Annotated in this window: 24 protein-coding genes; 4 read left to right on the plus strand and 20 right to left on the minus strand. The window is 34.8% G+C overall.

All coding sequences use genetic code 11. The features are described 5' to 3' along the window. The 18 genes from LMC10_RS04190 to recX all read right to left on the minus strand — a co-directional run. A partial coding sequence (locus LMC10_RS04190) for a KxYKxGKxW signal peptide domain-containing protein (RefSeq protein ID WP_229269018.1) occupies positions 1–834 on the minus strand: 834 nt, incomplete at its 3' end. An 81-nt stretch (positions 835–915) separates the two neighbouring features. After that, entirely contained in the window at positions 916–1,878 is a 963-nt protein-coding gene (locus LMC10_RS04195) for a glycosyltransferase family 2 protein (protein WP_229269019.1), read from the minus strand. A 3-nt stretch (positions 1,879–1,881) separates the two neighbouring features. Beyond that, positions 1,882–3,072: a putative hexosyltransferase gene (locus LMC10_RS04200; RefSeq protein WP_229269020.1), complete on the minus strand. Its 1,191-nt coding sequence runs from the start codon at positions 3,070–3,072 to the stop codon at positions 1,882–1,884. A 9-nt stretch (positions 3,073–3,081) separates the two neighbouring features. Beyond that, positions 3,082–4,728, minus strand: coding sequence for a glycosyl transferase (locus LMC10_RS04205; RefSeq protein ID WP_229269021.1), 1,647 nt, complete (start codon positions 4,726–4,728; stop codon positions 3,082–3,084). Continuing rightward, positions 4,729–5,835 (minus strand): acyltransferase, encoded by a 1,107-nt coding sequence (locus tag LMC10_RS04210; protein WP_229269022.1) that lies wholly within the window; start codon positions 5,833–5,835, stop codon positions 4,729–4,731. Between the two features lie 20 nt (positions 5,836–5,855). Further along, positions 5,856–6,806, minus strand: a complete 951-nt coding sequence (locus LMC10_RS04215; RefSeq protein WP_229269023.1) for a glycosyltransferase family 2 protein — start codon at positions 6,804–6,806, stop codon at positions 5,856–5,858. Positions 6,807–6,897: 91 nt separating this feature from the next. Beyond that, the gene (locus LMC10_RS04220; RefSeq protein WP_229269024.1) at positions 6,898–8,415 is read right to left on the minus strand and encodes a KxYKxGKxW signal peptide domain-containing protein; all 1,518 of its coding nucleotides are present in this window, start codon (positions 8,413–8,415) and stop codon (positions 6,898–6,900) included. 54 nt (positions 8,416–8,469) lie between these two features. Then, a complete protein-coding gene (locus LMC10_RS04225; protein WP_229269025.1) occupies positions 8,470–9,546 on the minus strand; it encodes an acyltransferase family protein in 1,077 nt (358 codons plus the stop codon). Positions 9,547–9,557: 11 nt separating this feature from the next. Beyond that, positions 9,558–10,568, minus strand: coding sequence for a glycosyltransferase family 2 protein (locus LMC10_RS04230; protein ID WP_229269026.1), 1,011 nt, complete (start codon positions 10,566–10,568; stop codon positions 9,558–9,560). Between the two features lie 10 nt (positions 10,569–10,578). Continuing rightward, entirely contained in the window at positions 10,579–11,997 is a 1,419-nt protein-coding gene (locus LMC10_RS04235; protein ID WP_229269027.1) for an oligosaccharide flippase family protein, read from the minus strand. A gap of 139 nt (positions 11,998–12,136) precedes the next feature. Then, entirely contained in the window at positions 12,137–13,255 is a 1,119-nt protein-coding gene (gene glf, locus LMC10_RS04240) for a UDP-galactopyranose mutase (protein WP_229269028.1), read from the minus strand. 56 nt (positions 13,256–13,311) lie between these two features. Further along, on the minus strand, positions 13,312–14,193 hold the full coding sequence (locus LMC10_RS04245) for a beta-1,6-N-acetylglucosaminyltransferase (protein WP_229269029.1): 882 nt from the start codon (positions 14,191–14,193) through the stop codon (positions 13,312–13,314). Positions 14,194–14,210: 17 nt separating this feature from the next. Further along, entirely contained in the window at positions 14,211–14,831 is a 621-nt protein-coding gene (locus tag LMC10_RS04250; RefSeq protein ID WP_229269030.1) for a Wzz/FepE/Etk N-terminal domain-containing protein, read from the minus strand. Then, positions 14,821–16,011: a polymerase gene (locus tag LMC10_RS04255; RefSeq protein ID WP_229269031.1), complete on the minus strand. Its 1,191-nt coding sequence runs from the start codon at positions 16,009–16,011 to the stop codon at positions 14,821–14,823. Before LMC10_RS04255 ends, LMC10_RS04250 begins: the two co-directional genes overlap by 11 nt. A gap of 3 nt (positions 16,012–16,014) precedes the next feature. Further along, complete coding sequence (locus tag LMC10_RS04260; protein ID WP_229269032.1) at positions 16,015–16,662, minus strand: sugar transferase; 648 nt, start codon at positions 16,660–16,662, stop codon at positions 16,015–16,017. Positions 16,663–16,673: 11 nt separating this feature from the next. Further along, the gene (locus LMC10_RS04265) at positions 16,674–17,603 is read right to left on the minus strand and encodes a glycosyltransferase family 2 protein (protein WP_229269033.1); all 930 of its coding nucleotides are present in this window, start codon (positions 17,601–17,603) and stop codon (positions 16,674–16,676) included. A gap of 17 nt (positions 17,604–17,620) precedes the next feature. After that, entirely contained in the window at positions 17,621–18,388 is a 768-nt protein-coding gene (locus LMC10_RS04270; protein ID WP_229269034.1) for a DUF4422 domain-containing protein, read from the minus strand. A gap of 74 nt (positions 18,389–18,462) precedes the next feature. Further along, entirely contained in the window at positions 18,463–19,257 is a 795-nt protein-coding gene (gene recX, locus LMC10_RS04275) for a recombination regulator RecX (protein ID WP_229269035.1), read from the minus strand. Positions 19,258–19,358: 101 nt separating this feature from the next. On the opposite strand from recX, the gene LMC10_RS04280 reads away from it, so the two are divergent. Further along, complete coding sequence (locus LMC10_RS04280) at positions 19,359–19,574, plus strand: DUF1659 domain-containing protein (protein WP_003670641.1); 216 nt, start codon at positions 19,359–19,361, stop codon at positions 19,572–19,574. Positions 19,575–19,595: 21 nt separating this feature from the next. Then, on the plus strand, positions 19,596–19,823 hold the full coding sequence (locus LMC10_RS04285) for a DUF2922 domain-containing protein (RefSeq protein ID WP_003670642.1): 228 nt from the start codon (positions 19,596–19,598) through the stop codon (positions 19,821–19,823). Positions 19,824–19,874: 51 nt separating this feature from the next. Here the strand turns inward: LMC10_RS04285 and LMC10_RS04290 are convergent, their stop codons facing one another. Together LMC10_RS04290 and yjeM are read right to left on the minus strand one after the other, a co-directional pair. Continuing rightward, positions 19,875–20,765 (minus strand): YihY/virulence factor BrkB family protein, encoded by an 891-nt coding sequence (locus LMC10_RS04290; protein WP_122481473.1) that lies wholly within the window; start codon positions 20,763–20,765, stop codon positions 19,875–19,877. A 117-nt stretch (positions 20,766–20,882) separates the two neighbouring features. Continuing rightward, positions 20,883–22,388, minus strand: coding sequence for a glutamate/gamma-aminobutyrate family transporter YjeM (gene yjeM / locus LMC10_RS04295; protein ID WP_169470857.1), 1,506 nt, complete (start codon positions 22,386–22,388; stop codon positions 20,883–20,885). 330 nt (positions 22,389–22,718) lie between these two features. Here yjeM and LMC10_RS04300 point away from each other — a divergent pair, with 330 nt between their 5' ends. Continuing rightward, entirely contained in the window at positions 22,719–24,140 is a 1,422-nt protein-coding gene (locus tag LMC10_RS04300; RefSeq protein WP_229269036.1) for a basic amino acid/polyamine antiporter, read from the plus strand. A gap of 15 nt (positions 24,141–24,155) precedes the next feature. Then, positions 24,156–25,277, plus strand: coding sequence for an aminotransferase (locus tag LMC10_RS04305; protein WP_229269037.1), 1,122 nt, complete (start codon positions 24,156–24,158; stop codon positions 25,275–25,277). The last annotated feature ends 85 nt before the right edge of the window (positions 25,278–25,362 follow it).

A 25,362-nucleotide genomic window follows, 5' to 3' on the forward strand; every position in this document is an offset into this window, starting at 1 on the left:
AAAGTAATAGGTATGACCCCAATTATTATAAAAACCATTGTCTAAACGTGACCCATCTTTTTGGAAGTAGTAAGTATGACCCCAATTGTTGTAGAAACCATCGTCTAAACGTACTCCTCCTTCTCCAAAGTAATAGGTATGACCCCAATTATTATAAAAACCATTGTCTAAACGTGACCCATCTTTTTGGAAGTAGTAAGTATGACCCCAATTGTTGTAGAAGCCATCATTCAATCGTGTTCCATCTGCTTGGAAGTAATATGTGTGGTTATTTTGATTTAAGAAATAGTTTTTTTGTTGCTGACCTTGATCATTGAAATAGTAATCTCTTCCATCGATATTTTGTTGGCCAGTTACCCGTTGACCATCCTTAAAGTAATAACTAGTTCCATCTTCGGTTTGCCATCCATTTTGTGGAGTGGCATTTGCTGATTGAGGGACTACCGCAACGTATTTTTCAGTAGTAGGCTGTGACTGAATTTGAGTTTGTTCCCTACTTACCGGTCTGCTAACCTCATTAGATACTTCTGGTTGTTCCAAATTATTAGAATTATGCTCGTTATTATCTTGAACATAATTAGAGCCATTTGTTTCTATTTGTACATTTGATTGTTCTTTTTCAGATGTTATTAATTGTAGTGTACTCTGATTTAGATTTTGTGTAGTGTTTCCCGTGATTGCTTTACTACTTACATTCTCTGTTCTTATAGCATCGGCGTTTGCATTACTTTGAGAAATAGTTAATGCTCCAACAGCTACAGATAGTGTAGCTAATGCCATGTAGCACCAGTTCTTACCTTTTTTAAACATTTTATAATGTTTATAAACACTCATCAGTTTATGTACTCCTTTTTATCTTTAATACTGTTCTATCCTAACATACCTAGTTCCATTTTTAATACCTAAATTAGAAATTCACTTCATTTTTTGTGAGTAGTTCTCATACTTTATATGAAATCTTGGTCTTCTTTTTACTTCAGTGAAGATTTTTCCAATATATTCTCCTAACACGCTTAATGATAGTAATTGTATTCCACCTAATAGCCAAATAGAAATCATTAATGATGACCAACCAGAGACTGTTCCACCATTAAATTTTTGAACCAAAGTATAAACCATTAGAATAATACTAATAAGGATAATCAAAATCCCCAAATTCATAATCAATTTAATTGGCATTGTGGAAAAAGAAGTGATTCCATCTAACGCAAAATGAACCATTTTTTTTAATGGATACTTTGATTTCCCAGCAAATCTTTCTTTTCTTTCATAAAATACTTTACTCGATTGATATCCTACTAAAGGAACCATTCCTCTTAAGAAAAGATTTCTTTCTTGGTATTCTAACAAAGCTAGTACAGCTCTTTTACTCATTAAACGATAGTCAGCTGAGTTAGGTACTAACTGTACTCCCATCTTTTTCATTAAACTATAAAACGCTAATGCAGTATTCTTTTTAAAGAAGGTATCTGTTTGTCTACTGCTACGAACACCATATACAACATCATTGCCTTGATAGTATTTATCAACCATTTCATAAATAGCCTTCACATCATCTTGCAAATCTGCATCGATGGTAATCATTATGTCAGAATATTTAGAAGCAACACTTAAACCTGCCAACAATGCATTTTGATGTCCATAATTTCTAGTGAAGGTAATACCTGTAATGTACGAATATTGCTTACTATATTCTTTTATTAGTCTCCATGTATCATCCTTACTACCATCATCAACAAACAGTATTTTACTTTTAGGCGATACCTTTTTTTCGCTAATTAAATTATTTAAAATGTCCCCTACTTCGCTACGCGTTTCTGGTAAAACTTCCTCTTCATTAAAACAAGGAATAATAATTGTCAATATATTATTATTCATTAATCAACTCTCCTTAGTTGGACTAGTTACAATTCTATATAATTGTAGAGAAAAGATCATATATATAATCACCGCAATATACGATAGTACTAATAAATGATATTGCAATCTAAAAATATACTCACAGTAAACAATAAAACTGTTTATTATCGAAATAGTTGCTAGTATTGTCATTAATCTGTTCTTAGTAGCAATAGAAAGTAAAACTAGCAATAAATCAATAAAAAAACCGTATCGATCATGCATATTTGGTAAAAACATAACACACGTCCAGTTAATCCATAAAGCTAAGTATACTAATTCTAGCTTGCTGAAATTTCTTTCATATTCAAATACGATCATTAATCCAATACATAAAACGGCTAGTGTCAAAAACATCAAAAAGCGATGGAGCATCCAAAGTTGAGCCTCATTGGCATTGATAATACCGAATAATCCTGAAAAATTAGGATAACCCACGTTTAAGCTTGGCATACTATCTGACTGGTTCATATAAATTTTAATAGGATCAAATAATGACCGGCCGTAAATAAATCCAGGAAGACAGCATAAGTAAAACGATACTATTGAAATCAAAAAATAACTGCAACTAAAACTTTTCCTAATTGCATACACTAAAATAAAGAATGGTAAGATGAATATAGTTTGTAATTTAAAAGCTAAAGCGACTCCTAAAAGTGCAAAAGATGTTTTATATTTTCTATTTAGCAAATTAATAATCGACATCAAAATAAACGAAACATATATTGAATCGCATTGTGCCCATAAACTAGAGTTGAAAACAACTGTTGGTAAAAACAATACAATTGCATAGGTAAAAATAAAAAATTTTTTAGACCCACTATTACTAATTAATTGACAAAGACGTCCCGCTGATAACGCTAAAACAAAGTCAAAAAAAGCCGAAAAACTTTTGTACCAAAAAAGGTCTTTCCCTGGTAAATAAGTAAACAGAGCAATAAAAAACTGGTAAGTAATACTATAATTACCAACTTGATGCCGTAAGGCCGGTAAGCCGCCATATCTATCTATTTGTTCATACCACGGATGTAAAAATGTAATATAGTCATCAGTTGTATTGTAGTTGAAAACACTTACTCGGATTAATATCGCAAATATTGTTATAAAAAGAATAAATAAATATTCTTTTTTTGAAACTAAATAATCAACTACACTTGCTTCTTGTTTTCCCATTATATCTCCTTATTTTTCAATATAATCATAGTATTGACCCCTATACAGGTGGTAATCTTTGTGTTCTTTCATAAATTTATTTACATTAACTGTTCTTTTTACTATTAAAATATTTGAATCACCCTTCATTACTTGAGGCAAATCTTTAACGAAAGAATATTTGCCAAACGTAGTATATGGAGTAAAGGCTGCCGGACTCACATTAACTGTCTTTGAATTAAATTCATAAGGACTCATTGGCTTGGCAAAGAGAACAACGGTATATATTCCCGTATACGTTTCATCGCCAGTTACCAAATATATTGGTCTATTACTTGAATTAGCTTTACGAATCATCTTTTGTAATTCAAGTGGACTCTCATGATTTCCATTTACTAACTGCGAATGATATATATGGACATATTCATAACTAAATACCGAAAATAACGCAAAAAAGAACATAAGAAAGATTCGTATAGCAAATGGAGAGCTAAATACACTCATTACCCCCTTACTTTCAAAATAAAGTATTGGCAATATTAAAGCATTTAAATGCGTAAAATTAGGAGAAATGAGCATTACTGTAAAAATATTCGAGACTAACATTATGAACATGAATTGGTCTAACATATTTTTTGAATCTTCAAAAAAATAAATAATTCCTATAATAGCGAACGACACCATTAAAGGATAGAATAATCCAATACCCGGCAAACCATTTTTTAATAAACCATCATTTCCCTGGATTAACACTTTAAATGTTTCAAAAATATTATAAGCAATTGATTCCAATATTGGCTTACCAGACTGAATTATAAACTGAGAATTACCACGCGATTCAGCTAATTTAGTGATTGTCATTCCGCAAATAGTTAATTGCTTGTGGGAAACATAATTTACATATATAAATGCTATTAGTGGCCAATCAATAAAGAATAAAGTTATTAATGAAAGTAAAATAATTTTGATTGAATGGAAAAGCTTCCTGTAGCTCCAAATAAAAAATAGTAAAACAAAAGCAAACAAAAATAACCAATTATTCGAATATGCATAAGCACTAATGCTTAAGGTAAAAATGATTAACCAATACCATATCTCCTTTACTTTCCGTGATTGAGCATAAAGCAAGAATATAAAAAATGATAATATAAAAGTTAATAGAATTGGAAAAATATTGCTTTCAACAGCCCACCGACTAGGAATAATTAATCCAGGACTTAGAAGAATGATAATTGAGTAAATCAAGACTTTCCTATAACTAAATTTTGCATAAAGGAAAGAAATGATTAGCAATAAAGAACTAGCAATACTTAGTAGTACCATTGGTAGCCTATAACTAAGTACAGATAAGCCCAATACTTTTACGAATGGAACCGTTAATAGTGGATAAAGAATATTCATTCCAGATCCCCAAGCATATAAATATACTGGATTATGAACTAAATGAAAGTCAACTCCATAGTTCGCAATTGACCAAGAATTTATCCCTCCCATTGCTTCATCTAGATCTAAACCCTGCAAGCTATCAATTCGATAAGTTCTAACAAAGATAACTAGAATGACAACACCTGCCAATGCTAGTCTAAAATAGATTTCTTGCTTTGATGGATTTTTATATGTTAACAAAAAATAAACTAATCCTAAGAATAAGCTAAAGCATACTATTATATATATCATTTATGCTCCCTCTTTCTTAGTAATTCTAGCTAATATTCGGCTGACAGCCTCAGTTAATTTAGCAATAGGCCATAGTAGTAAAATCCTTCTAAATAAAATATCGATTGCGATACATGCAACAAAAACTAAAAGTGATATTTGTAACCCATACATCAAATATTCCAAAGCATTATTCGAATACTGAGAAGAATCTGATAGTTTTTGCCAAATAATCGGTCTAATGAATGAATTTTCATGCAGTAAATAAACACCAAACATTGAGCCACTTAGGTAATTTATAAAGTTATTATGAAAATCAAACTTTAAAAAACATTTGAAAATACTAATAGCTAACAACAGTGATACAGGATTAAATAAATAGGCCATTATACTTGTAAAGCTAAATAAAGTAGTGCTTCTAGTAAACACTATTACATACATTACGCTGATTGACACTAAAAAAATTATTTTGAGTATTTCTTTTGATAAACTTATTTCACTGATAATACCTTTCTTTCTTAAATAGCCTCCAATAATATAGATAAGTAAGAAATATGTTCCACTAGAATATCCAAAATTACCTGCATCAAAATCCAATTTATAGTTAAAAAGAGTAGTAAATGTAGGAAAAAGTGACCACAATATAAATAACAATGTAATAATATATTTAATTTTTATTAACGAAAAATTTTTTAAGCATAGATTTAATATTGGCATCATCAATAACATAAATAAATAGGAATCAACAAACCAATACCCTGTTGGTGAAGGAAATGGTAATAATGCTTGAAACCATTTTTCTTTATTCCAAATATACTCAGGTGCAAAAGCCATCAAAAGTGAAAAAATAGATAAGCTATATATCACCGTAGTTATTGCAAGATTCACTGGTCTTTTAAAATTAAAAATTTTTCCACTTAAAAAATAAGCGCCAATCATTACAAAAATATCAACAGCTACTTTTCCAAAAAAAAGGAATATCAAATTAACTCGTAAAGCACTAACATGCGAAAAAACAAAATTTGTTCTATTAAAGGTACCATAAAAAGCGTAATGATGAGCAACTATAAAAAACATACTAAAAATTCGTAATAACTCAAAACTAGAATTTCTTTCCTTATGTTTCACAATATTCACCTATTTTAAAATTAATAATTAGGATCAATTCGTTTACCCATTCGATTATGCATACCATCTGAATAAGCTTTAAATAATAAAGGTAAATTTTGTTTTGCATAACCATCAAGAATTGATTTAATCGTTTTGTGGACTAATAATAGTCGGGGACTAATTTCTTTTACTCTCCAATTTTTACCATATTTTCTTTCAAAAATAATATCATTACGTAATGTATAATATGTACGCCACGTATATAAATCTTTATTATTTTTCTTTAAATTTAATGTTTGCTGTTTCCTAGCTAATTGCCTATGCAAGATAGCTTTAGTTACATAGATGATTTTGGAATACTCCTGTAACCTTTGGGCATAGTCTGAATCATCATATTCCAAAAAGAAGCCAGCATTGGGTATACCAACTTTCTTAATTAAATCTACTTTAACTAAAGGACCCTCAAAGGGCATATCAGCAACATAATAAAAATCTTCAGTTAGTGGATATGAAATTGTCTGTTTCCGTGAATAAGGACAATATTTTTTTACACTAGCAAAATCAAACTTACTACAAATGCGATCTTGATAAAATTCATCATTTCTACTAGGGATAGCAACCTGTACCTTAGTTTTATCCATCATTTGTACTAAACGGGCTAAACAATCCTTTTCCGGCAAGACATCGTCATCCATAATCCATAAATAATCATAATCTAAATTTTTAGCTATTTTTATTGCATTTGCGAAGCCACCAGACCCGCCAAGATTTTGCTCACTATTGAAAACATATTTATTATTAGTATTTTCTCCTTTGGAAATATCTGTAAAACCCTCTCTCGTCAAAAAATCAGTAGTTCCATCCGTACTGTTGTTATTGAGAATAAAGATTCCCGACAAAGGATATTCCATTTTTTCTAATGAACTTAATAATTTTTTTAAATATTTAAGACGATTATAAGTTACTAAAACTGCACAAATTTTTTTCATTTTTTTCTCCAAACTTATGAATTATAATTTTTGTGAAAAAGGTGGGAGCTTTTTATTATAAAAGCTTCCACCTTTTAAAATTTTTTGCTGATTAATATATAGTAATAGCTTTGCCAATATACTCTGATGCAACTGCACCCCAAGATTGCCAACTATCAGCACCCCAGTCATAGGCATTGCCACCTGCTGTATGAGCACGTTGACCTTGATTCCAATAACAAGGATCGTAAATATGGAAGTATCCATTATTTTCACCAACAATTACTTTGGCATGGTTTCTCTGGCCAGCTCGTTCAAATGAAGACATTCCATAATATAGAACTGGATGCCCAGCCCAAATCAATCTAGAAATGTCTTCTAAAGATGAACCAGTGATATTACGTACATTTGAATCCCATTTATGGGCATAGTTTGTTAAAGCTTCAGGTGAAATAATTCCTCTAAATGCTCCTGTATTATAAACTCCACCATATTGAGGTAAGTTATTATATGCATCAGCTAGATTAAAGTACTCATTCTTTATACTTAATAGCATTGCCAAAGATGCAACCGCACAGCCTTCAGGCGCATAAATTGGAGTAAACTGGCTAAAGTATCGTGGCGCATTCAATACACCATTAGATAAAGCATAATAGGTTTGTCCACCATGTTGAACAAATTGATTTGTAACTAATGCACCATCATTACCGAAATAGTACATATGGCCCCAATTGCTCATAAAGCGATTATCCCAACGGGCACCATCATTACCGAAGTAGTATGTGTGACCCCAATTATTGTAGAAACGATTATCCCAACGGGCACCATCATTGCCGAAGTAGTATGTGTGACCCCAATTATTGTAAAAACCGTTATCTAGGCGGGCACCATCATTACCAAAGTAGTATGTGTGACCCCAATTATTGTAGAAACGATTATCCCAACGGGCACCATCATTGCCGAAGTAGTATGTGTGACCCCAATTATTGTAAAAACGATTATCCCAACGGGCACCATCATTACCAAAGTAGTATGTGTGACCCCAATTATTGTAAAAACCGTTATCTAGGCGGGCACCATCATTGCCGAAGTAGTATGTGTGACCCCAGTTATTGTAAAAACCGTTATCTAGCCGTGTACCATCATTTTGATAATAATATGTATGATTATCTTTAGTCAAAAAGTAATTTTTCTGAACTACTCCCTGATCATTGAAATAATAATTCTTACCATTAAGTAATTGTTGTCCGACTAATTTAGTGCCATCTTGATAATAATATGTATTTCCATTTTCATTTTGCCAACCTTCTTGAGTAGCTGACGTGGAAGCGTGTGGATCTACAGAACTTATATCGACAAACGCACTATTATTATTTTCTGCTTGTTTAATGTTATCTTTCGTATCTTGAACTACTTGTACATTGTCCCTCTCTGTAGTCCGTAAAGTAGTTGTTGCTGCATCATTTGCAGCACTTTGTTGGCCTACATTCACAGTATTTTCTGTACTAGAGGTATCGGCTTGAATTGACTGAGAAGAAGTTATTAACCCTAACGTCGTAGATAATACTACTATCCCCATATAACACCAAATTTTACCTTTTTTAAACATCTTAAAATGCTTTTTTTCCATTACTTTCCCCCACTTTTACAATTCGAATTCCTAAAGTATGATACCACAATATGCCTATTTTTGCCATGTAAACTTTCGCTCTCTATTATCGTATATACTCTTTAAGAACGGAATTTTAGTAACTACATATATACCAAAGATTGTTATCGCTACATGATAGCAAAGATTAAATAAAGTAATTAACCATATAGGTTTTGTTACTAATAAACCTATATATCTATTTAGACAATAGGTGTTCCCATCAATAATGTGTACACAAAGAACAATAAGTGAATATTTACCATATAAAGAAATAAATCTTAAAATCTCATTGTCTTGTTGACTATTAGTAACATATTGCATCAGTAAAATAAGAAAAAATGAGCCACAAAAGGCACTCAATATAGCTAAAAAAATATTATTGGTAGCTGCAATATTCATCCAAAAATATATTTTAAATACTCCAGCTAAACACCATCCTAGAAATAATAATAATGAAATGATTAATATTTCAATCTTTGAAAATCTCAAAAAATTGCTTTTCTTTAATAGATATCCTCCCCACATAAAACCAAAGCCAATCATCGAAGCATTCAACGACCATGGCAAAATACCATAATGAGTTAATTCAAAGCCTAGCACCAAAAGAATGATTGAAAAAATACTCATAAAGATTCCAAAATATCCTTTGCTTATAGTTTTTTTTACTAAAAAGTTGAACAAGATTTCATCCCACAGTAACGCTATCAAAAACCAAATTGCCCCAATTGCTGGCACATTGATATGGGTACCCATTAAAAGAACCGGCGTTCCCATAGCAAAAATGGACGCCTTAATTACATCCTTTAGGCTTCCCATACTCTTAAAAATCAATTCACCACCAGTTAAATTTGCAACCATTGTATTAAAAGCCATAAAGGCACAGGTAACGATATACGGAAGAAGTAAGTTATAAAACAGCTTATAGACTTGAACACTTATCTTCTGCTCATGATATAAGTATCCTGATAAGATAAAAAAAAGTGGTACATTAACTTCAAATAGCATTGTTCCTAAAAAGCTCTGCGCATTGCTTAGGGAATGTCCCCAAATTATAAAGAACATCCCTAAGCCTCGTAAGAGATCAATCCACAAAATTCTTTTTTTTACCATTATTTCTCCTTTCAACTATGGTCACGTAAATTTAATAAATTCCAAATTCTACCTAGCGTTCTAGGGAAAAACCAATTTACCCAATAAATAATTTTATCCCTTGGCGGAAGTATATCGTTTCTCATGAAATCCTTTCGGTACTTTTTCGCTATTTTTCTTAACGAATCAATAGTCTTTTTATCTATTTCATTTCGATTAGGTGCAGCTGCAATTGATCTCAGTAAGGTAACAGCAAACCAACAAACACGTGCATTTACATCCGAAATTTCCTTAGTATATTTAAGTGGGACAGTTTTTCTTATCTTTGAAAAGGTGTCAAGAATGCTTATCGCATTATTATCAAAAGGGTTACCTATTCGATGGCTATGTAACTGACTATTTGCATAATAAACATAATGATAAACTGGCTTGGGATTAAAGCTAATTTTTTGACAATAGTTAAGATAATTACAGCAAAATAATAAATCTTCTGAAAATTTTGCCTCTTTGTCAAGCCACAAATTATTTGCTTTGATTATACTAACTTTAAATAATTTGTTTACAAGATAACCTTCAAAATTATAGCTGATAAAAATATTGTGAAATGCTTCTTCTTGATTCAAGATAGCTTTCTCACCATTTCCAATCATTGTAATTTGCCCATCAGCTAATTCCTTTTGGTAGCCACAAATAGCTAAGTCGCAATCAGGCAATTGCAAATATTGATTAAGTAAAGTATCAAGATAGTCATCCGCAACATAATCATCGGCATCGACAAAGGTTACAAAATCAGTATTCACTTGCTTTAGAGCAACATTTCTAGAGTCAGATGCACCAGTATTCTTTTTATTAATAATCGAAACTTTAGTATTTGAACGGTATTTACTTAATCGTTCTAAAGTATTATCAGTTGACCCGTCATTTACAATTATTATTTGATAGTGATCTATATTTTTTTGTTTTAGTATGCTAACCAAACATTTATCAATTGTATCTTCTGCATTATATGCAGCGATAATAACTGAAATACTGTCATTAGTCATCTTAAATTTCTCACTTTCTTACCATTTCTTTAGCTTGTTCAATAATTGGAGCTTTTAATATAAATAAGCAAATCCCATAAACTGCAATTCCAACAAAAATTTGTACAACTAAATTAATAATTGTCATATTCATAATTTCATCTATTCTTGATACAACCAAATACATAAATATACCACTTAGCAAATATCGCCAGATAGGTGCAAATAAAGCCCGTCGTCGAATAGTCCCCTTAATATAAAATAGTTGAACTGTTGTTACTGCAAATTCAGAAATAACAGTTGCGATTGCTGCACCATTTGCCCCGTATAATGAGATAAGAAATATGTTAGCAACAATGTTTACTACTGCTCCAATAGTGACCGAAATAGTATACTGGTGCTCACGATGAGTCGGCATAAGATATTGGGTCCCCGTTACGTTACTCCATGCGATCATTAGAATTGCTGGAGCTTCCCAAAAAATCACTCCACCAGTTGGTCCATATTCGTTTCCCAAAAACCATGGAGCAAATTTATATGCAATGGCCATTAGTCCAAACATCATCGGAACAGATACTGCTGTTACAAAGTCAAATGACTTATATAAGCTATCGCGGACACCCTTTACATCCCCAGAGGCAAATTTATTGGCAATATGTGGTAGCATAACCGTCCCTGTTGCTGTCACAATCGCTAGAACTAGTTTAACGATGTTATCCCCGAAGTTAAATTGCGAGACAGCTGCCTGTGGTGCCATTCTTCCTAACATAATCCGATTAACTACTAGGTAAATCTGAGTAGTAATGGTTGGGATAAATAGAAGTAAAGCCGGATAAAAGTGTTTTAATGGGTGCCATTCACTAATTTTCACCCACTGGATATTCTTACGTAAATATGGCCATAAGGTAAGACTTCCAGCTAATTGAGCAAAACCTAATAGAAAAATATACTTAGCCAGATCATTTTGATTACGCACTAAAATAAATATCAAGGCAATTGTTATTAACTTGACAATCGTATTTCGCGAAACAGTTTTCTTAAAGTCTTCCATCCCCATAAAATACCAGGAAATATCAATCCCATAAGCAACAATCCATAAAGCTTGCAGGAGAAAATATGTCTTAAAGGCACTACTAAATAGAAAAACAGCTATTAAGTAAGCAATTAAAGCGATTGAACTGGTAAATATTTGTAATGAGATAATGCTCCAAAAAGTTTTTGACCGCTTATACTTATTCTTACGCTGATAGGCAATTTCCCGATTTCCATATAACGAAATTCCTAACTGCCCAGCTAAATAAAAGAACGTTACCCATCCATTAGTATAAGTATTAATTCCGTTATTATTAGCCCCTAAAACCCGTGAAACATATGGTGTTGTCAATACAGGAGCCAACATCAATAAAATTTGATATCCCGCATTATATAAATAGTTTTTAATGACCTTCATATAATAACCTCATTTAACTTTTTCAAACTAAAGATTAATTTTACCACTGTCTCATTTCAAACAAAAGGTACTACCGACTAACTTTGGCCAATATTAAAAGACGAATTAAGATTCCGATCCTAATTCGTCTTTCAACATCTTATTTAAATTCTTCTTTAACAGCTGTCAAGGCTGCATGTAATACTTGATCCATATTATAGTAACGATATTGACCTAAACGACCACCGAAGATCACATTATTTGCCTCTTCGCTCGCTAACTTTGCATATTGCTTATAAAGTTCGTTATTCCGTTGATTATTAATTGGGTAATATGGTTCATCACCACGATGCCAATCAGCCGGATATTCACGGGTAATCACCGTCTTATCCTTATCACCCTTACCGAATTCAAAGTGCTTATGTTCAATAATCCGAGTATATGGTGTTTCTGCATCAGTATAGTTAATTACCGCGTTACCTTGGTAGTTTCCAACATTCTTTTCTTCAGTTTCAAAACGAAGACTACGGTATTGTAGTTCACCTAACTGATAGTCAAAGAATTGATCAATCATTCCGGTAAAGACAATCTTTGGATAATTTTTAAGATATTCATCCTTCTTATCAAAGAAGTCTACTCTAGTTTCAACATCAATCAAATCACTGTCTAACATTTTTTCAACAATCTGGGTGTAACCACCAACCGGAATTCCTTGATAGGTATCATTAAAGTAGTTGTTATCGTAAACTAATCGCACTGGCAGACGCCGAATGATAAAGGCTGGCAATTCAGTTGCATTTTGTCCCCACTGTTTTTCAGTGTAGCCTTTAATAAGCTTTTCATAGATATCACGACCAATTAAAGAAATAGCTTGTTCTTCTAAATTTTGTGGCTCTTTACCTGCCATCTCTTGGCGTTGTTCATTGATCTTCGCTATTGCTTCTGCTGGTGTCCGTACCCCCCACATTTGGCTAAAAGTATTCATATTAAATGGGAGGTTGTACATTTCGCCCTTGTAGTTAGCTACTGGACTATTTGTATAGCGATTGAATTCTGCAAACTGGTTTACATAATCCCACACTTCCTTGTTAGACGTATGGAAAATATGAGCCCCATATTGATGCACTTGAATGCCATCTACTTCCTTAGTATAGATATTACCAGCGATGTGATCTCGCTTTTCAATCACTTTTACACGCTTACCACGTTTAGCAGCTTCATAGGCAAACGTCGCACCAAAAAGGCCCGTACCTACTACTAGATAGTCATATTTTTGCATAATTTGCTGATTCCTACTTTCTTCTTGGTGTATTTATTATCTTTGTAAAACTACAATTAGTTCTTATCATTGTATGAGTCCAACATTTCTAACAAACGACTAGATTTCGGCAATTCTACTTTTCTTCCCCACCAGTAATTTCCTTTAATAATTTTAGAATAATCATTTTCTGTCAATACCGCGGGATTAGTACTACCATGAATTGTTATTGTGTTTATATAATGATGGATATTCCTATCAATTCTGTCTTTAAACTTTGAATTACACAAAATTGTTTGTGCCCACATTTCATCTGAACAAAAACTTGTTGAAAATATTTTCTCCCATTTCGGGTTGTTTTGATAATAGTTTAGCAAATACTCTAGGGCATCTCGTGGAATATCTATCCATTGTTGTCCAGCATATATTTCCGTTTCACTTACACCATACTTTTTCAACTTATTAATCCGCAAAATAGTTTGCACTAATAGCAGTAGTCTATGGTACACCTTTCCTCCAAAAGTACGGCGATTAATTTGATCGTAATTGAAATAATACTTCGTCCACCAAATTTCTGGCTCACCTGTTTTTTTCATAGATACAGCTTGCCAGTAATTCATAAATATCCTATCTGTCTTTTCAAAAAAATTATATATTTTGTGTAGAGATTGCATTGGCCAATCTTGACCAGAAATCAAATGAAAGTATGTATTTTGCTTATTTTCTAAAGCAACTTTCATTAGAAAAATCGTTGCTTTTACAATACTATAACTTCCCCATTTAACATCATATTTTGAGACTACAAATGTCGAAGCTCTTTTTATATTTTCTTTTTGTTTTGGAGTTAAATTTGTTTTTTTATCTAAGTGAATATAAACGTTAAATGTGCTAGAAAGACGCTCCGCAAGTTCGATTACCTGATTAATATTTTTATGAGCCAATATTAAAACAGCTTGCATGATACTACTATGCTCCTTTAATTAAATTCCTTAATAGAAGTAACCGTAAATGCAACAACCATTCCAGCGATAATTCCTAAAGCTACTCCAACTAAAGTATATTTTTTTACAGATGAGTGAACTTCTACTGCAATATCTTTTGAAGTAGCGGCAGGATACAAATAGATGCCACCCATTCCTCTTTGAATCTTTGGCAATTCTGCCTTTGCCGCTTTTGCTACACTATTTACATATGCAATTGAATCGCTTTTATTATCAGTGGTTGCCTTTATTGAAATAATCAATGAATTGGGATGATTGTTTGTACTAATAGCATTACTAACATCTTCCACACTTGTTCTTTTCTGAAGATTCTTTGGCAATTCTTTTCGTGCATTGAGCATAACTTGACGACTAGTAAGCATATCACGATATGTCGGAATCATCTCCAATTCAGTTCTCAATCTTTGGTAAGCTGCTCGATTGCTTAAATTATTTCTTATCATAATATCCCGTTCAGCGGAATAGGTAACGCTAGTTTTATGCTTTGCAATAGTAAAAAAAGTAAAGCCTCCGACAAATGCAAATAAAATAATAACTATTATGTTCTTCCAGATTATTTTAATTAATTTATTTAGCGTAAAATTTTCATTTTTCATAATTTACCTCCGAGGATTTAATGTTTGCCAGTAAAGCTAATAAAAATGGGTTAAAGGATACTTCAAGTAGGTGTTGTTCTACTAAACAACTAAATGTTATAACAAGAATTATTGCTGTCAACTCATACTGATGACGGCTTAATCCCTTAATTGAAACTAAAGTCATCATTATAATGACAACAATAGTTATTGCCAAACCATACATTAAAATTAAACGTATATATGAAGAGTCAATAAAAAAATACCCATTGTTATGATTATTAAAAATCTTCATACCAGAATTACCACCTAGGCCATGTTCAACTATTCTTTGCCCAAACCACGTTACAGGATATAGCTCCATGGCTAAGTGACCATACCCCAGTCTACCCGATAACATTCGATCTACGGTAAAAAAAAGATGGTTATCTTTATCAAAAAAATATGCAGAGACAAATGCTATAAAGGTAGCAATAGGTATATACATCCAAAAGGTTGAAATAAATTTCTGAAAAATTTTATACCGCTCTGCAAGTTTGGCAATAATTAAAACAGCAATGCTTAATATCATACATAGGACGCTCAATCTTGCATCAGTTATTAATTTAGTAATAATTGCGACTATAAAATAACCTATGTAGTATTTCCAATTAATTTTTCTAAAATTCAGATACTCATGTGCTAGCAATAGATACAAAATATGTGCTGCTAGGTCAGTTGGATAAATTATACCTAATGAATACCTAGTTGCTCGTCCTGGTACTACAAAGACAAGATCTTTAATAACTCCAATTAACGAAAAAAATATCACAAAAGATAAAATAATTATTGCTGTTCCAAAGTAAAACTTAACAATCTTTCTAAAATTCACCTTATCTGCAGCCAAAATAAAACTCATCATTACAATAATTAAATTAGAATTTGAATTTCGCCATGAAATTGCTGCTAAAGTAAGTATAAAGAAAGAGACAATTTTCTGTTTTATTGAAGAATCATCTAAAACAAATATTTTAAAAACTAAAATTAATATCACCAAATAGGAAGCTATATTAAAGGGCCTGCTCCCAATATAAGGATCAAATGTTGTATTTCTTAAAAATAAAACAAATATATAGAATACCATTGTGGAAAGGTATAAATTTTCTCTATTAATCGGTACATTAAATATTTTTTTTATTCTCAACAAAAGTACATCCCACACTTCCTAATATGCTCCTTCACTCTTAAAGATACTAATAATATTTTTAAACATTATTTTCATATCAAATCCAAGCGAAGCCTCATCAACATATTCTAATTCAACATCACAACGTTCTGGATATGGTATATTACTCCGCCCACTTGATTGCCACAATCCCATTGCTCCCGGTTTTACCGATAAAAATTTATCAACCCGGTCACCATATTCTGCTAATTCTGCCTTAACAACTGGTCGCGGTCCAATGATACTCATCTCGCCACGTAAAATATTAATAAATTGGGGAATTTCATCAATTGATGTCTTCCGCAACCATTCTCCTAAGCGAGTAATTCGAGGATCTTCTTCTGGTTCCAACTTATAGTTATTTGCCACATATTTAGCATAAAGTTCAGGATCATCTTCCAAAATTTTATCTGCATTCACAACCATTGAACGGAACTTATAAATCTTAAAGGGCTTGCCATGCCAGCCAATCCGTTCTTGTTTATAAAACAGTGGTCCCTTATTATCACCAAAGCGATTCATTATAAAAACAGCTAAAAACACTGGGCTAAAGCAAACTAATGCTCCTGATGATAGCACAACATCAAAGAACCTCTTCCAGAAAAGGTAGCTCTTAGATTGTTGTTTAATTTTTACCTTCTCACTCATGATTCTCAACCCTACTTTTTCTCTTTAATAATATATATCGGCCGCTTCTTTGTCTGCATATAAATGCGTCCAATATAACGCCCAACTATTCCGAGGCAAAGTAACTGGATACCACCTAGGAATAGAATGATACAAACCATTGACGCCCAGCCAAAAGCGCTACTCGATGGCTCAATAATTTTACGAACAATAACAATAATCATCCCAATAATGGAAATGAAAGCTGTCAAGCCGCCAGCCCAGGTAGCAATTGCTAATGGAGCTTCTGAAAAATCAGTAATCCCGTCAATCGCATATTTAAATAACTTCCAGGTCGACCAATCTGTTGTTCCAGCTACTCGTTCGACATTTTTATAGGGAAGATATTTAGTCTTAAAACCAACCCAGTTAAAAATCCCCTTTGAGAACCGGTTATATTCAGTTAACGATAGCACTGCATCCACCATCTGACGCGTCATCATCCGGTAGTCACGAGCCCCAGAGACAATTTTGGTATCAGAAATTTTATTGATAACATTATAGAATTGGTTGGAAAGGAAAGACTTAAACTTCGCCTCACCCTTTCGATCTGTCCGCCGCATCCCCACACAATCATATTCACCAGTAGAAATATCCTTATACATCTCTGGTAAATATTCTGGTGGATCCTGTAAATCAGCGTCCATCACAACAATATAATCACCTGTTGCGGCCTGTAAGCCGGCATAAAGCCCTGCTTCTTTACCAAAATTCCGTGAAAAAGAAACATAATGAACCCGTTCTGGATCCTGTTTGTGAAGCTTGCGTAGTTCTGCTAAAGTCCCATCACTTGATCCATCATTAACAAACCAATATTCTGTTTCTACTGGCATCTGTTTAACCACTTTTTCAACGGCTGGGTAAAAAAGTGGGATAGCCTCTTCCTCGTTATAACAAGGAACAACTATTGACAATTTTGGCATTCTTGTCTCTCCAATCGTTAATGCTCACCATGACCGGTGACTTTACGTTTTAAGAACTTCGCAATCTTTAACGGCCAGTTTTGCTTTTCAAGAAATACTCGGTTAACTTCCACTGTCTTGTATTGTGGATTAGTCAACAACCAAGTATCGAGTAAAAGCTCACTCAAAAAGCCAAAGACCCGTTGCTCATATGGTGTATAGTCAGAATAATCAACTTTTTTCTCAACTTCGCCTAAAACATCAAACAGCCAGGTACAATATTCGTCCAATGGCTTTTTCTTCATAATCATCATATTGAAATAGTGAGCTGATGTCTGTTTCATTACTTTTTCAAAAGCGGGTAAGTACTGGGGATATTTCTCCTTTAATACCTGCCGAGTAATTTCAAGCGGCTCGTGCTCATGAACATGAAGGTAATGTGATTCATTTGTTTCAATGTAGTAATGCCGCTTCTTTGGCAAGACTACATCGGCATCTGTCAATAACTCTTCAACTTGTTCATGATTAAGGATAGTTGAAAGATCCTTTGAGTGCCCCATCGTTAAGTAACGACGGTAGTGGACCAATCCTAACGCATCCACATCAAGGTTTTGCCATCCCCAGTACAAGGCTGTTAACTCATTGTAGTGCGGATTCTTTTTTGAAATATTATCTCCGGTATTATCACCCTGAAATGTATGGTTAACAGTCGGGTGAATCTCTTTACCAACAAAAACTGGTAAATACATTGGATCACCTGGCATCCGATAATTTTTATGGACAGCCACTAAGATTTTAATATTCACTATTTTACTCCTAATTATTGTTTTTAAACATAATCATTAAAATAATACCAGTAATTCCCAATCTTGGAAAGTTATTATTGGAAATCCTGCGCATCTAGCCAGCTCTGCACGTCATCAAGATCAAAGCCCTTTCGATACATCGCCTGCTTAAAATGCTGCTCACGCTCGTATCCTTGATAACGACGAACACGATGCCATTGCTTTGCTGCTTCTTTTGCTAAAAGGTCGTTCTCTTGCTCCAGATCAGGTTGTGGAACAACTTCATCCTTAATCATTTCATACACACTACTAGAGAAGCCTTTTGTCATAACCCCCTGTTGTACTTTTTGTTCTCGTCGCCGCTCTGGCTGGTTCCGATAACGGCGAAATAACTTTACAGCTAACTTCTTTGCCAATTCTGCTTGAACTTCAGGAGTAAATTGCGTTAAAGCATCATCAATATCGTTTTCGCCAATCCCTTTTTGTCGTAAGTGTTGACGAATTACCCTAGGGCCCTTCAAGTCCGTATTAATCATCGTGCGGACATAAGAAGCTGCATAGGCATGATCATCGATTAACTGTTGACCGCGCAGCTTTTTCAAGATTGGCTCAATAAACTCTTCTGGCGTATCAATTTCTTTTAGCTTCTTAATGATGTCACTTTCCGTCCGCATCTGGTAAGAAAGGTAGTCAAGCATTTGGGAATAAGCCTTTGCTTGCTGGTCAGCAGTCGCAATAGCCGCAATTTGCTTTTCATCTAGCTCGGTCCCCTTCATCAAACGGAACTGAATCAAAACACTTTCTGCAACTGGAAAAGCATACTTACCATCAAGGTATATATTATATCGACCCTTCCGTTTTTGCGCCTCAATTTTCGAAATTTTTGCCATTTTTAAATTTCTCCTTAACATTCTCAATTTTTAATCGTTTATAAAGGTGTAAGCAGTGGCCGCTACTTAACAAATCAAATTAAACAAAGGAAGTTTTTATCATGCAAATGGTTCGTAATTTCAAGTCCGCTAAAATTCAGCTTACCCTCACTAACAGTGAACATCCCAAGGGCGTTAAACATCCCTTTAACAACATTATTGAGGATGTCACTAATGAGCAGGTAGCACAATTTAGTGCGGCAATTGAAATGCTTACTGCTGAAAAATGCCTTGATACAGACATTATCGTTACTAGTCAAGTCGCATTGAACAACTAATTTCAAGGAGGAAACTAACTTATGCGTACATTAAGCTTAACTTTCAAGGGTAGTCTTGGTAAAAAACATTCATTAAAGTTGAACTATGCCAGTGGTGATCTCGATGCCGAAACTGTTCGGAAGGCAATGCAAGAAATTGCGCAAACCCACCTTTTTACTAAAGAAGGCGAAGATATTTATCAGCAACCTCTTTCTGCAAAATACATTGATACTGTTTCTACCGTTATCTTTAACGACGAACAAAAGTAATTAAATATCGAGTTCTAAAGATCTTCAACATTTGGAGGCTAGGAAAATTTCCTAGCCTCCATTTTTGTTTTTTCTTTCTACCAGTTGCCAAAAGTGTTTCTTGGCGTGCAATTCACCTTCATGGCATTCTTGCAAAGCAGCATTGAGAGCCGCCCCCAGCATGATAATATAGCCAGAAAAGTCAAGCCATACCATCATTGCAATAAAAGCTCCAATTGTCTTATAGGAAATTACCCCATGACTAAATAATAAGGTATAGAACGAGAATAAACGTGATAATCCCATCCAAAGCAAAGAAGCCAAGAATGAACCAGCAAGTGCATAGCGCAACCGGACCTTCGCATTAGGAACAAAGTAATACAAGAGCGTAAGAGCAATAAACAAGACGCCAAATGTTACCGGCCACCTTAATGAGCTAAAGATAGCAATGTAATCGCGCCGGAAATTAAAAATTGGCTGGATACTCTTAAGAACCTGCTCCCCAAAACCATACAAAATAATAATGATAAAAATAATTACTAAGACGACAATCATCCAAACAAAAGAGACGATTCGGTTCATCACTGGATTTTGATTCTCAGCGATTCCATACGCATGATTAACGCTTCTTTGAAAAGCGGCAATTCCCTGACTGGTCGACCAGAGAGCAATCAAGGCCCCGGTTGTCAGAACACCACCACTCCCCCGTCGTAAGAAATCATAGATCAACGGCTGGATAAAATCATAGACCGATTCAGGAATTGCAGTTGAGAGGTAGGCTAAAATCGTCTTAGCGTCAATCCCAATCATCGGTAATAAATTTCCTACTACCATCACGGCAGGAAAAATAGATAGCAAGGTATAGTAAGCTAGAACAGCAGCAGAACTTGAAATCTGGGCCATTGTAATATGTTGGATTAATAACGCAATAAATGTCTTACCTTTGCCCGGTTCCTTGTCCATAATAACCTCCAAAATTAATTTATAAAGACAATTATAACAAACTGAACACCCGACAAATATTACAGAATAGATAAAAAAGCCTCATCACCAAACTAATGGTGCTGAGGTTTTTACCAATTACCCTTCAACATGGTGACGCTTTGCGGAGATTTGATAGAAGACCAACGCAACGATTGCAAAGAAGATTGGTCCCGCAAGTGTCCAGAAAGCTGTTTGATAATCTTTTTGTAATAGTGGTTGAACAAACGTAAAGACGATTCCGACAATTAAAATCAATTCAACGAAACATACTAATACATCTGTCCAGAAACGGTTCTTAAAGACAACGAATGGCCGGTCAAGATCCTTCTTTGCCTTAAAGAATGGAAAAGCCCCGATCAAGAAAATATATGGGAAACAAGTTGAAACGTTCGCCATATCAGTCAAAATCAAGTAGAACTGTTGAGCAGCATTGCCCCCAAAGGCAACCAAGAAAACAATAATTGAAACAATAATTGCTTGAAGCCACATTGCATTTGCAGGCATCCCCGCCTTGTTAAGTTTCGTAAGCTTCTTTGGCCATAAGTCTGGATTAGAACCAAGAATGAAGGCCTTGATTGGGGAGTAAAGCAGAATAAACAATGCCCCCAAGAAACCAAGAGTCTGTGCAAAGGCAACGATCCGCGTCATGATAAGTCCAAAAGTAAGGGCAGCACCATGCGACCATCCAAGTGCATCCCCCATGGTAACCCCTAATTGATTAAAGACAACATAGGTAACATTACCAAGGTTAACGCTGCTCTTAGTCAAAGTTTGTTGATAATTTACTGACCAACCGAGCATGAAGATCATTAAAACATAAGTACCAATCGTAAAGATACTTGCAATTATCAATCCACGAGGGAATGTCTTTTCAGGATTTTTCATACTATCAGTAACAGACCCTAATGATTCCATTCCACCGTAAGCAAAAATAGCATAAACAACAAATGAAATAATAGCAATTGGTGTCTGGAATTGTGGATTAGGTGATGTAATGAACGTTGAAGCACCATGAATTGGCTGCTTTAAGATTCCTTTATCAGCGACTAAAACAATAACGCTGACAATAACAAAGATAATGTTAACAACAATTGTAAAAATACCACCAAGTGAACCAACTTTAGCAATGGCGGTCATTCCCCGTGAACTGCACCAAGTTGTTCCAAGAATCAACAGAATCCCAAGAACCCCAATCAATTGAGTCGAGGTCAGACCAAATGCGTGCCATTGCTGGGTGGTATCCTTACCAAAAAGTAAGGCAGAAAAGGTAATCCAAACCCGTGATGCCGTTGATACCATCCATACAATCCAAGATGCTAACCATACGAAAGTACCGACAAAAGCGATTCGTTCACCAACTGAGCCGGCAAGCCAGGAATAAATTCCCCCTTTAGCATCCTTAAATGTGGAACCGTACTCTGCCATCATCAAGCCACAGGGAAAGAAGAAACAAATCCCTGCTAATGCGTACCAAATAATACTACCGTAACCCATTTGTAAGTAGGCGTTTGAAACATTCCCAAAACCAAAAATGGCGGTAATGATCATCGTCACTAGTCCAAAGGTAGTAATCATCTTCTTATTACTACTCTGTTCGTCCAAAATAATGCCTCCAAAGCTTTAGAATTCTTAAATAAAAATAAGAAATTATTTAATAATTATTAGTATAGTCGTCTTTTAAAAAAATAAAAGTCTTTTACAGAATTTCACATTACTTTTATACTATTTTTTGTATTTTTATGCCAACTTAGCAATCTTTATTCGTTTATTTGTATATTTTACTATAAGTGATGTATACTATTTTCATCACTTAATAATCGTTTTCACATTTAATCTTAATGATATGGATAGCGTTTTCCAACGTTGCTATAATTGAGTTAAGCAAATTTATGTGATTTTCACTCTAATATATAAGATCGTGAGGTGGAGTAAATGAGTGAGAAAAAAGGTATTAATACGACGGAACTAACCCTTTTAATCGTGGGATCAACAATTGGTTCGGGAGTATTTGGAATTACCAGTGATTTAGCTACCGCGGCGGCTCCCGGACCAGCAATCATTGCCTGGATAATAGTAGGGATTGGCGTCTTGACTTTAGTTCTCTCCCTAACTAATCTTTCGCAAAAGCGGCCAGACCTTGATTCAGGGATTTTCAGCTATGCGGCAGCTGCTTTTGGTCCGCTGGGCGAATTTATTTCTGGTTGGGCATACTGGCTTTCCGCGTGGCTCGGCAATATTGCTTTTGCGACGATTATGATGAGCGCTCTTGGAACGTTTTTCCCCAGCCTATTTGCCAATGGTCAAAACTTATTCTCAATTATTGTTGCAATTATTTTAACCTGGGTTTTGACATTCTTGGTAAATCGAGGAATCGAATCAGCGGCCTTCATCAATTCAATTGGGACAATCTGCAAGATTATTCCATTAGTCGTCTTTGTTATCTGTGTGATTCTTGGTTTTAAGGCTAAGATCTTTACTGCTGATTTCTGGGGCAATGTAACACAGAATCTCAGTTCAAAAATCGAAACTGGTTCAATCTATGACCAAGTAAAGGCCTCAATTATGGTAATGATGTGGCTATTTGTCGGCGTCGAAGGTGCCTCGGTTCTTTCTAGTCGTGCCAAAACACGGACTGATGCTGAACGGGCTTCCATCTTCGGCCTGGTAAGCTTGCTTGTTATTTACATTGTGGTTTCTATTTTGCCATACGGGGTCATGACCCGGGCTCAGTTAGCAGCTGGTGGGCAACCGGCGCTTGGAGCTATCATGCAACACCTGGTTGGAACATGGGGTGCCGCCCTGATCAGTATTGGATTAATCATCTCAGTTTTAGTTTCGTGGCTCTCGTGGACAATGCTCCCAGCTGAATCATTAATGCTAATGGCTGATGATGAAACCCTCCCAACATCATGGGGTAAGCTAAATGACAAAAAAGCGCCAACACGGGCATTAGTAATCACCGGGGTTCTTCAATCAATTTTCCTCTTCTCTTTGCTTTTCACTACTTATGCTTATAACTTTGCATATACGCTTTGTACAGCTGCCATTTTGATCTGTTACCTCCTTGTTGGTATTTACCAGATGATGTACAGTTGGCAGCACCAAGAATGGGGACAATTTGTTATTGGACTAATCGCCACCCTCTTTGAATTAATGGCGATGGTTCTCTCTGGCTGGAAAGAAATAATGGTCGTTTCAGTCGGTTTTATTCCCGGATTCTTCTTTTATGTTCAAGCATGTAAGGAATTCCATCACTCAATCACAGTAAAAGAAAAATGGGCAATGGGAATTATCGCTGTCTTTGCGGTTATTTCCTTAGTATTGGTAATCAACGGAACAATTTCAATTAATTAAAGGAGGAAAAAGATCATGGTAGAAATAGCACATTTTGGTGTTGAAGCATGGCTAAATAAGTGGGAAAAGAGCGCGACTTATGATATTTCGCAAAGTACAATCGCCTCTTTAAGCATGCACGATCTCTTAAATTTAGATGGTAACAATGGCGAAGAGTTTTATGAGATGCTTGATAAGCAGCAAATGAACTATGGGTGGATTGAAGGATCACCCGAGTTTAAAGAAGAAGTTGCTAAACTGTATCACCATGTTGATCCGGAAAATATCTTGCAAACAAATGGTGCCACAGGAGCAAATATTTTAGCCCTTTATGCCCTAATTAATCCCGGCGACCATGTAATTGCAGAATACCCTTCTTACCAACAACTCTACGACATTCCTAAATCATTAGGTGCAGATGTTGATTACTGGCATATTCATGAAGAAGATGACTGGTACCCACGAATCGATGACCTAAAAGCGCTGGTTAAACCTAATACTAAAATGATTTGTCTAAACAACGCAAATAATCCAACGGGAACGGTTCTTGATAAAGAGTTTCTCGAACAAGTTGTTGAAATTGCTAAGTCAGTCGATGCTTATGTTCTTGTTGATGAAGTCTACCTGCCTCTCGATCACCCCGAAAAATTTGCGCAGATTATTGATCTTTATGATAAGGGAATCTCTACTAATTCTCTTTCAAAGACTTATTCAGTGCCAGGAGTTCGGATCGGTTGGACCGCGACTAACGCTGAAGTTGCCGATATCTTCCGTAAGTTCCGTGATTACACCATGATCTGTGGAGGAGTCTTTAACGACCAGCTCGCCACCTACGTTTTACGTCACCGTGATCAAGTTCTCGCCCGGAACCGGAAGCTAGTTCTTGGCAACCTCGCCATTTATAAGGATTGGATTGATCATGAAGACCGGGCAAGTGTCATCATGCCACAAGCAGTCTCTACTTCCTTCCCAAAGCTTGACGTGCCGGTTGATATTCATACCTTCTGTGAAAACTTGCTTCATGACGAAGGGGTTCTCCTCGTGCCCGGCGATGCTTTTGATACTCCAGGTCACGTTCGCCTCGGCTACTGCGCACCAGAGGCAACTTTAAAAGAAGGCTTAAAGCGGCTTTCAAAGTATATGCATCAATATGATTAGCATTATAAAAAAGAGGCTGAGAAAACTTTTGTTTTTTCAACAGCCTCTTTTTTATACGAATGTTGTTACGATATTGTGGAAATTA

The organism is Limosilactobacillus reuteri subsp. simiae (assembly GCF_020784875.1).
GTDB classification, from domain to species: domain Bacteria; phylum Bacillota; class Bacilli; order Lactobacillales; family Lactobacillaceae; genus Limosilactobacillus; species Limosilactobacillus reuteri_H.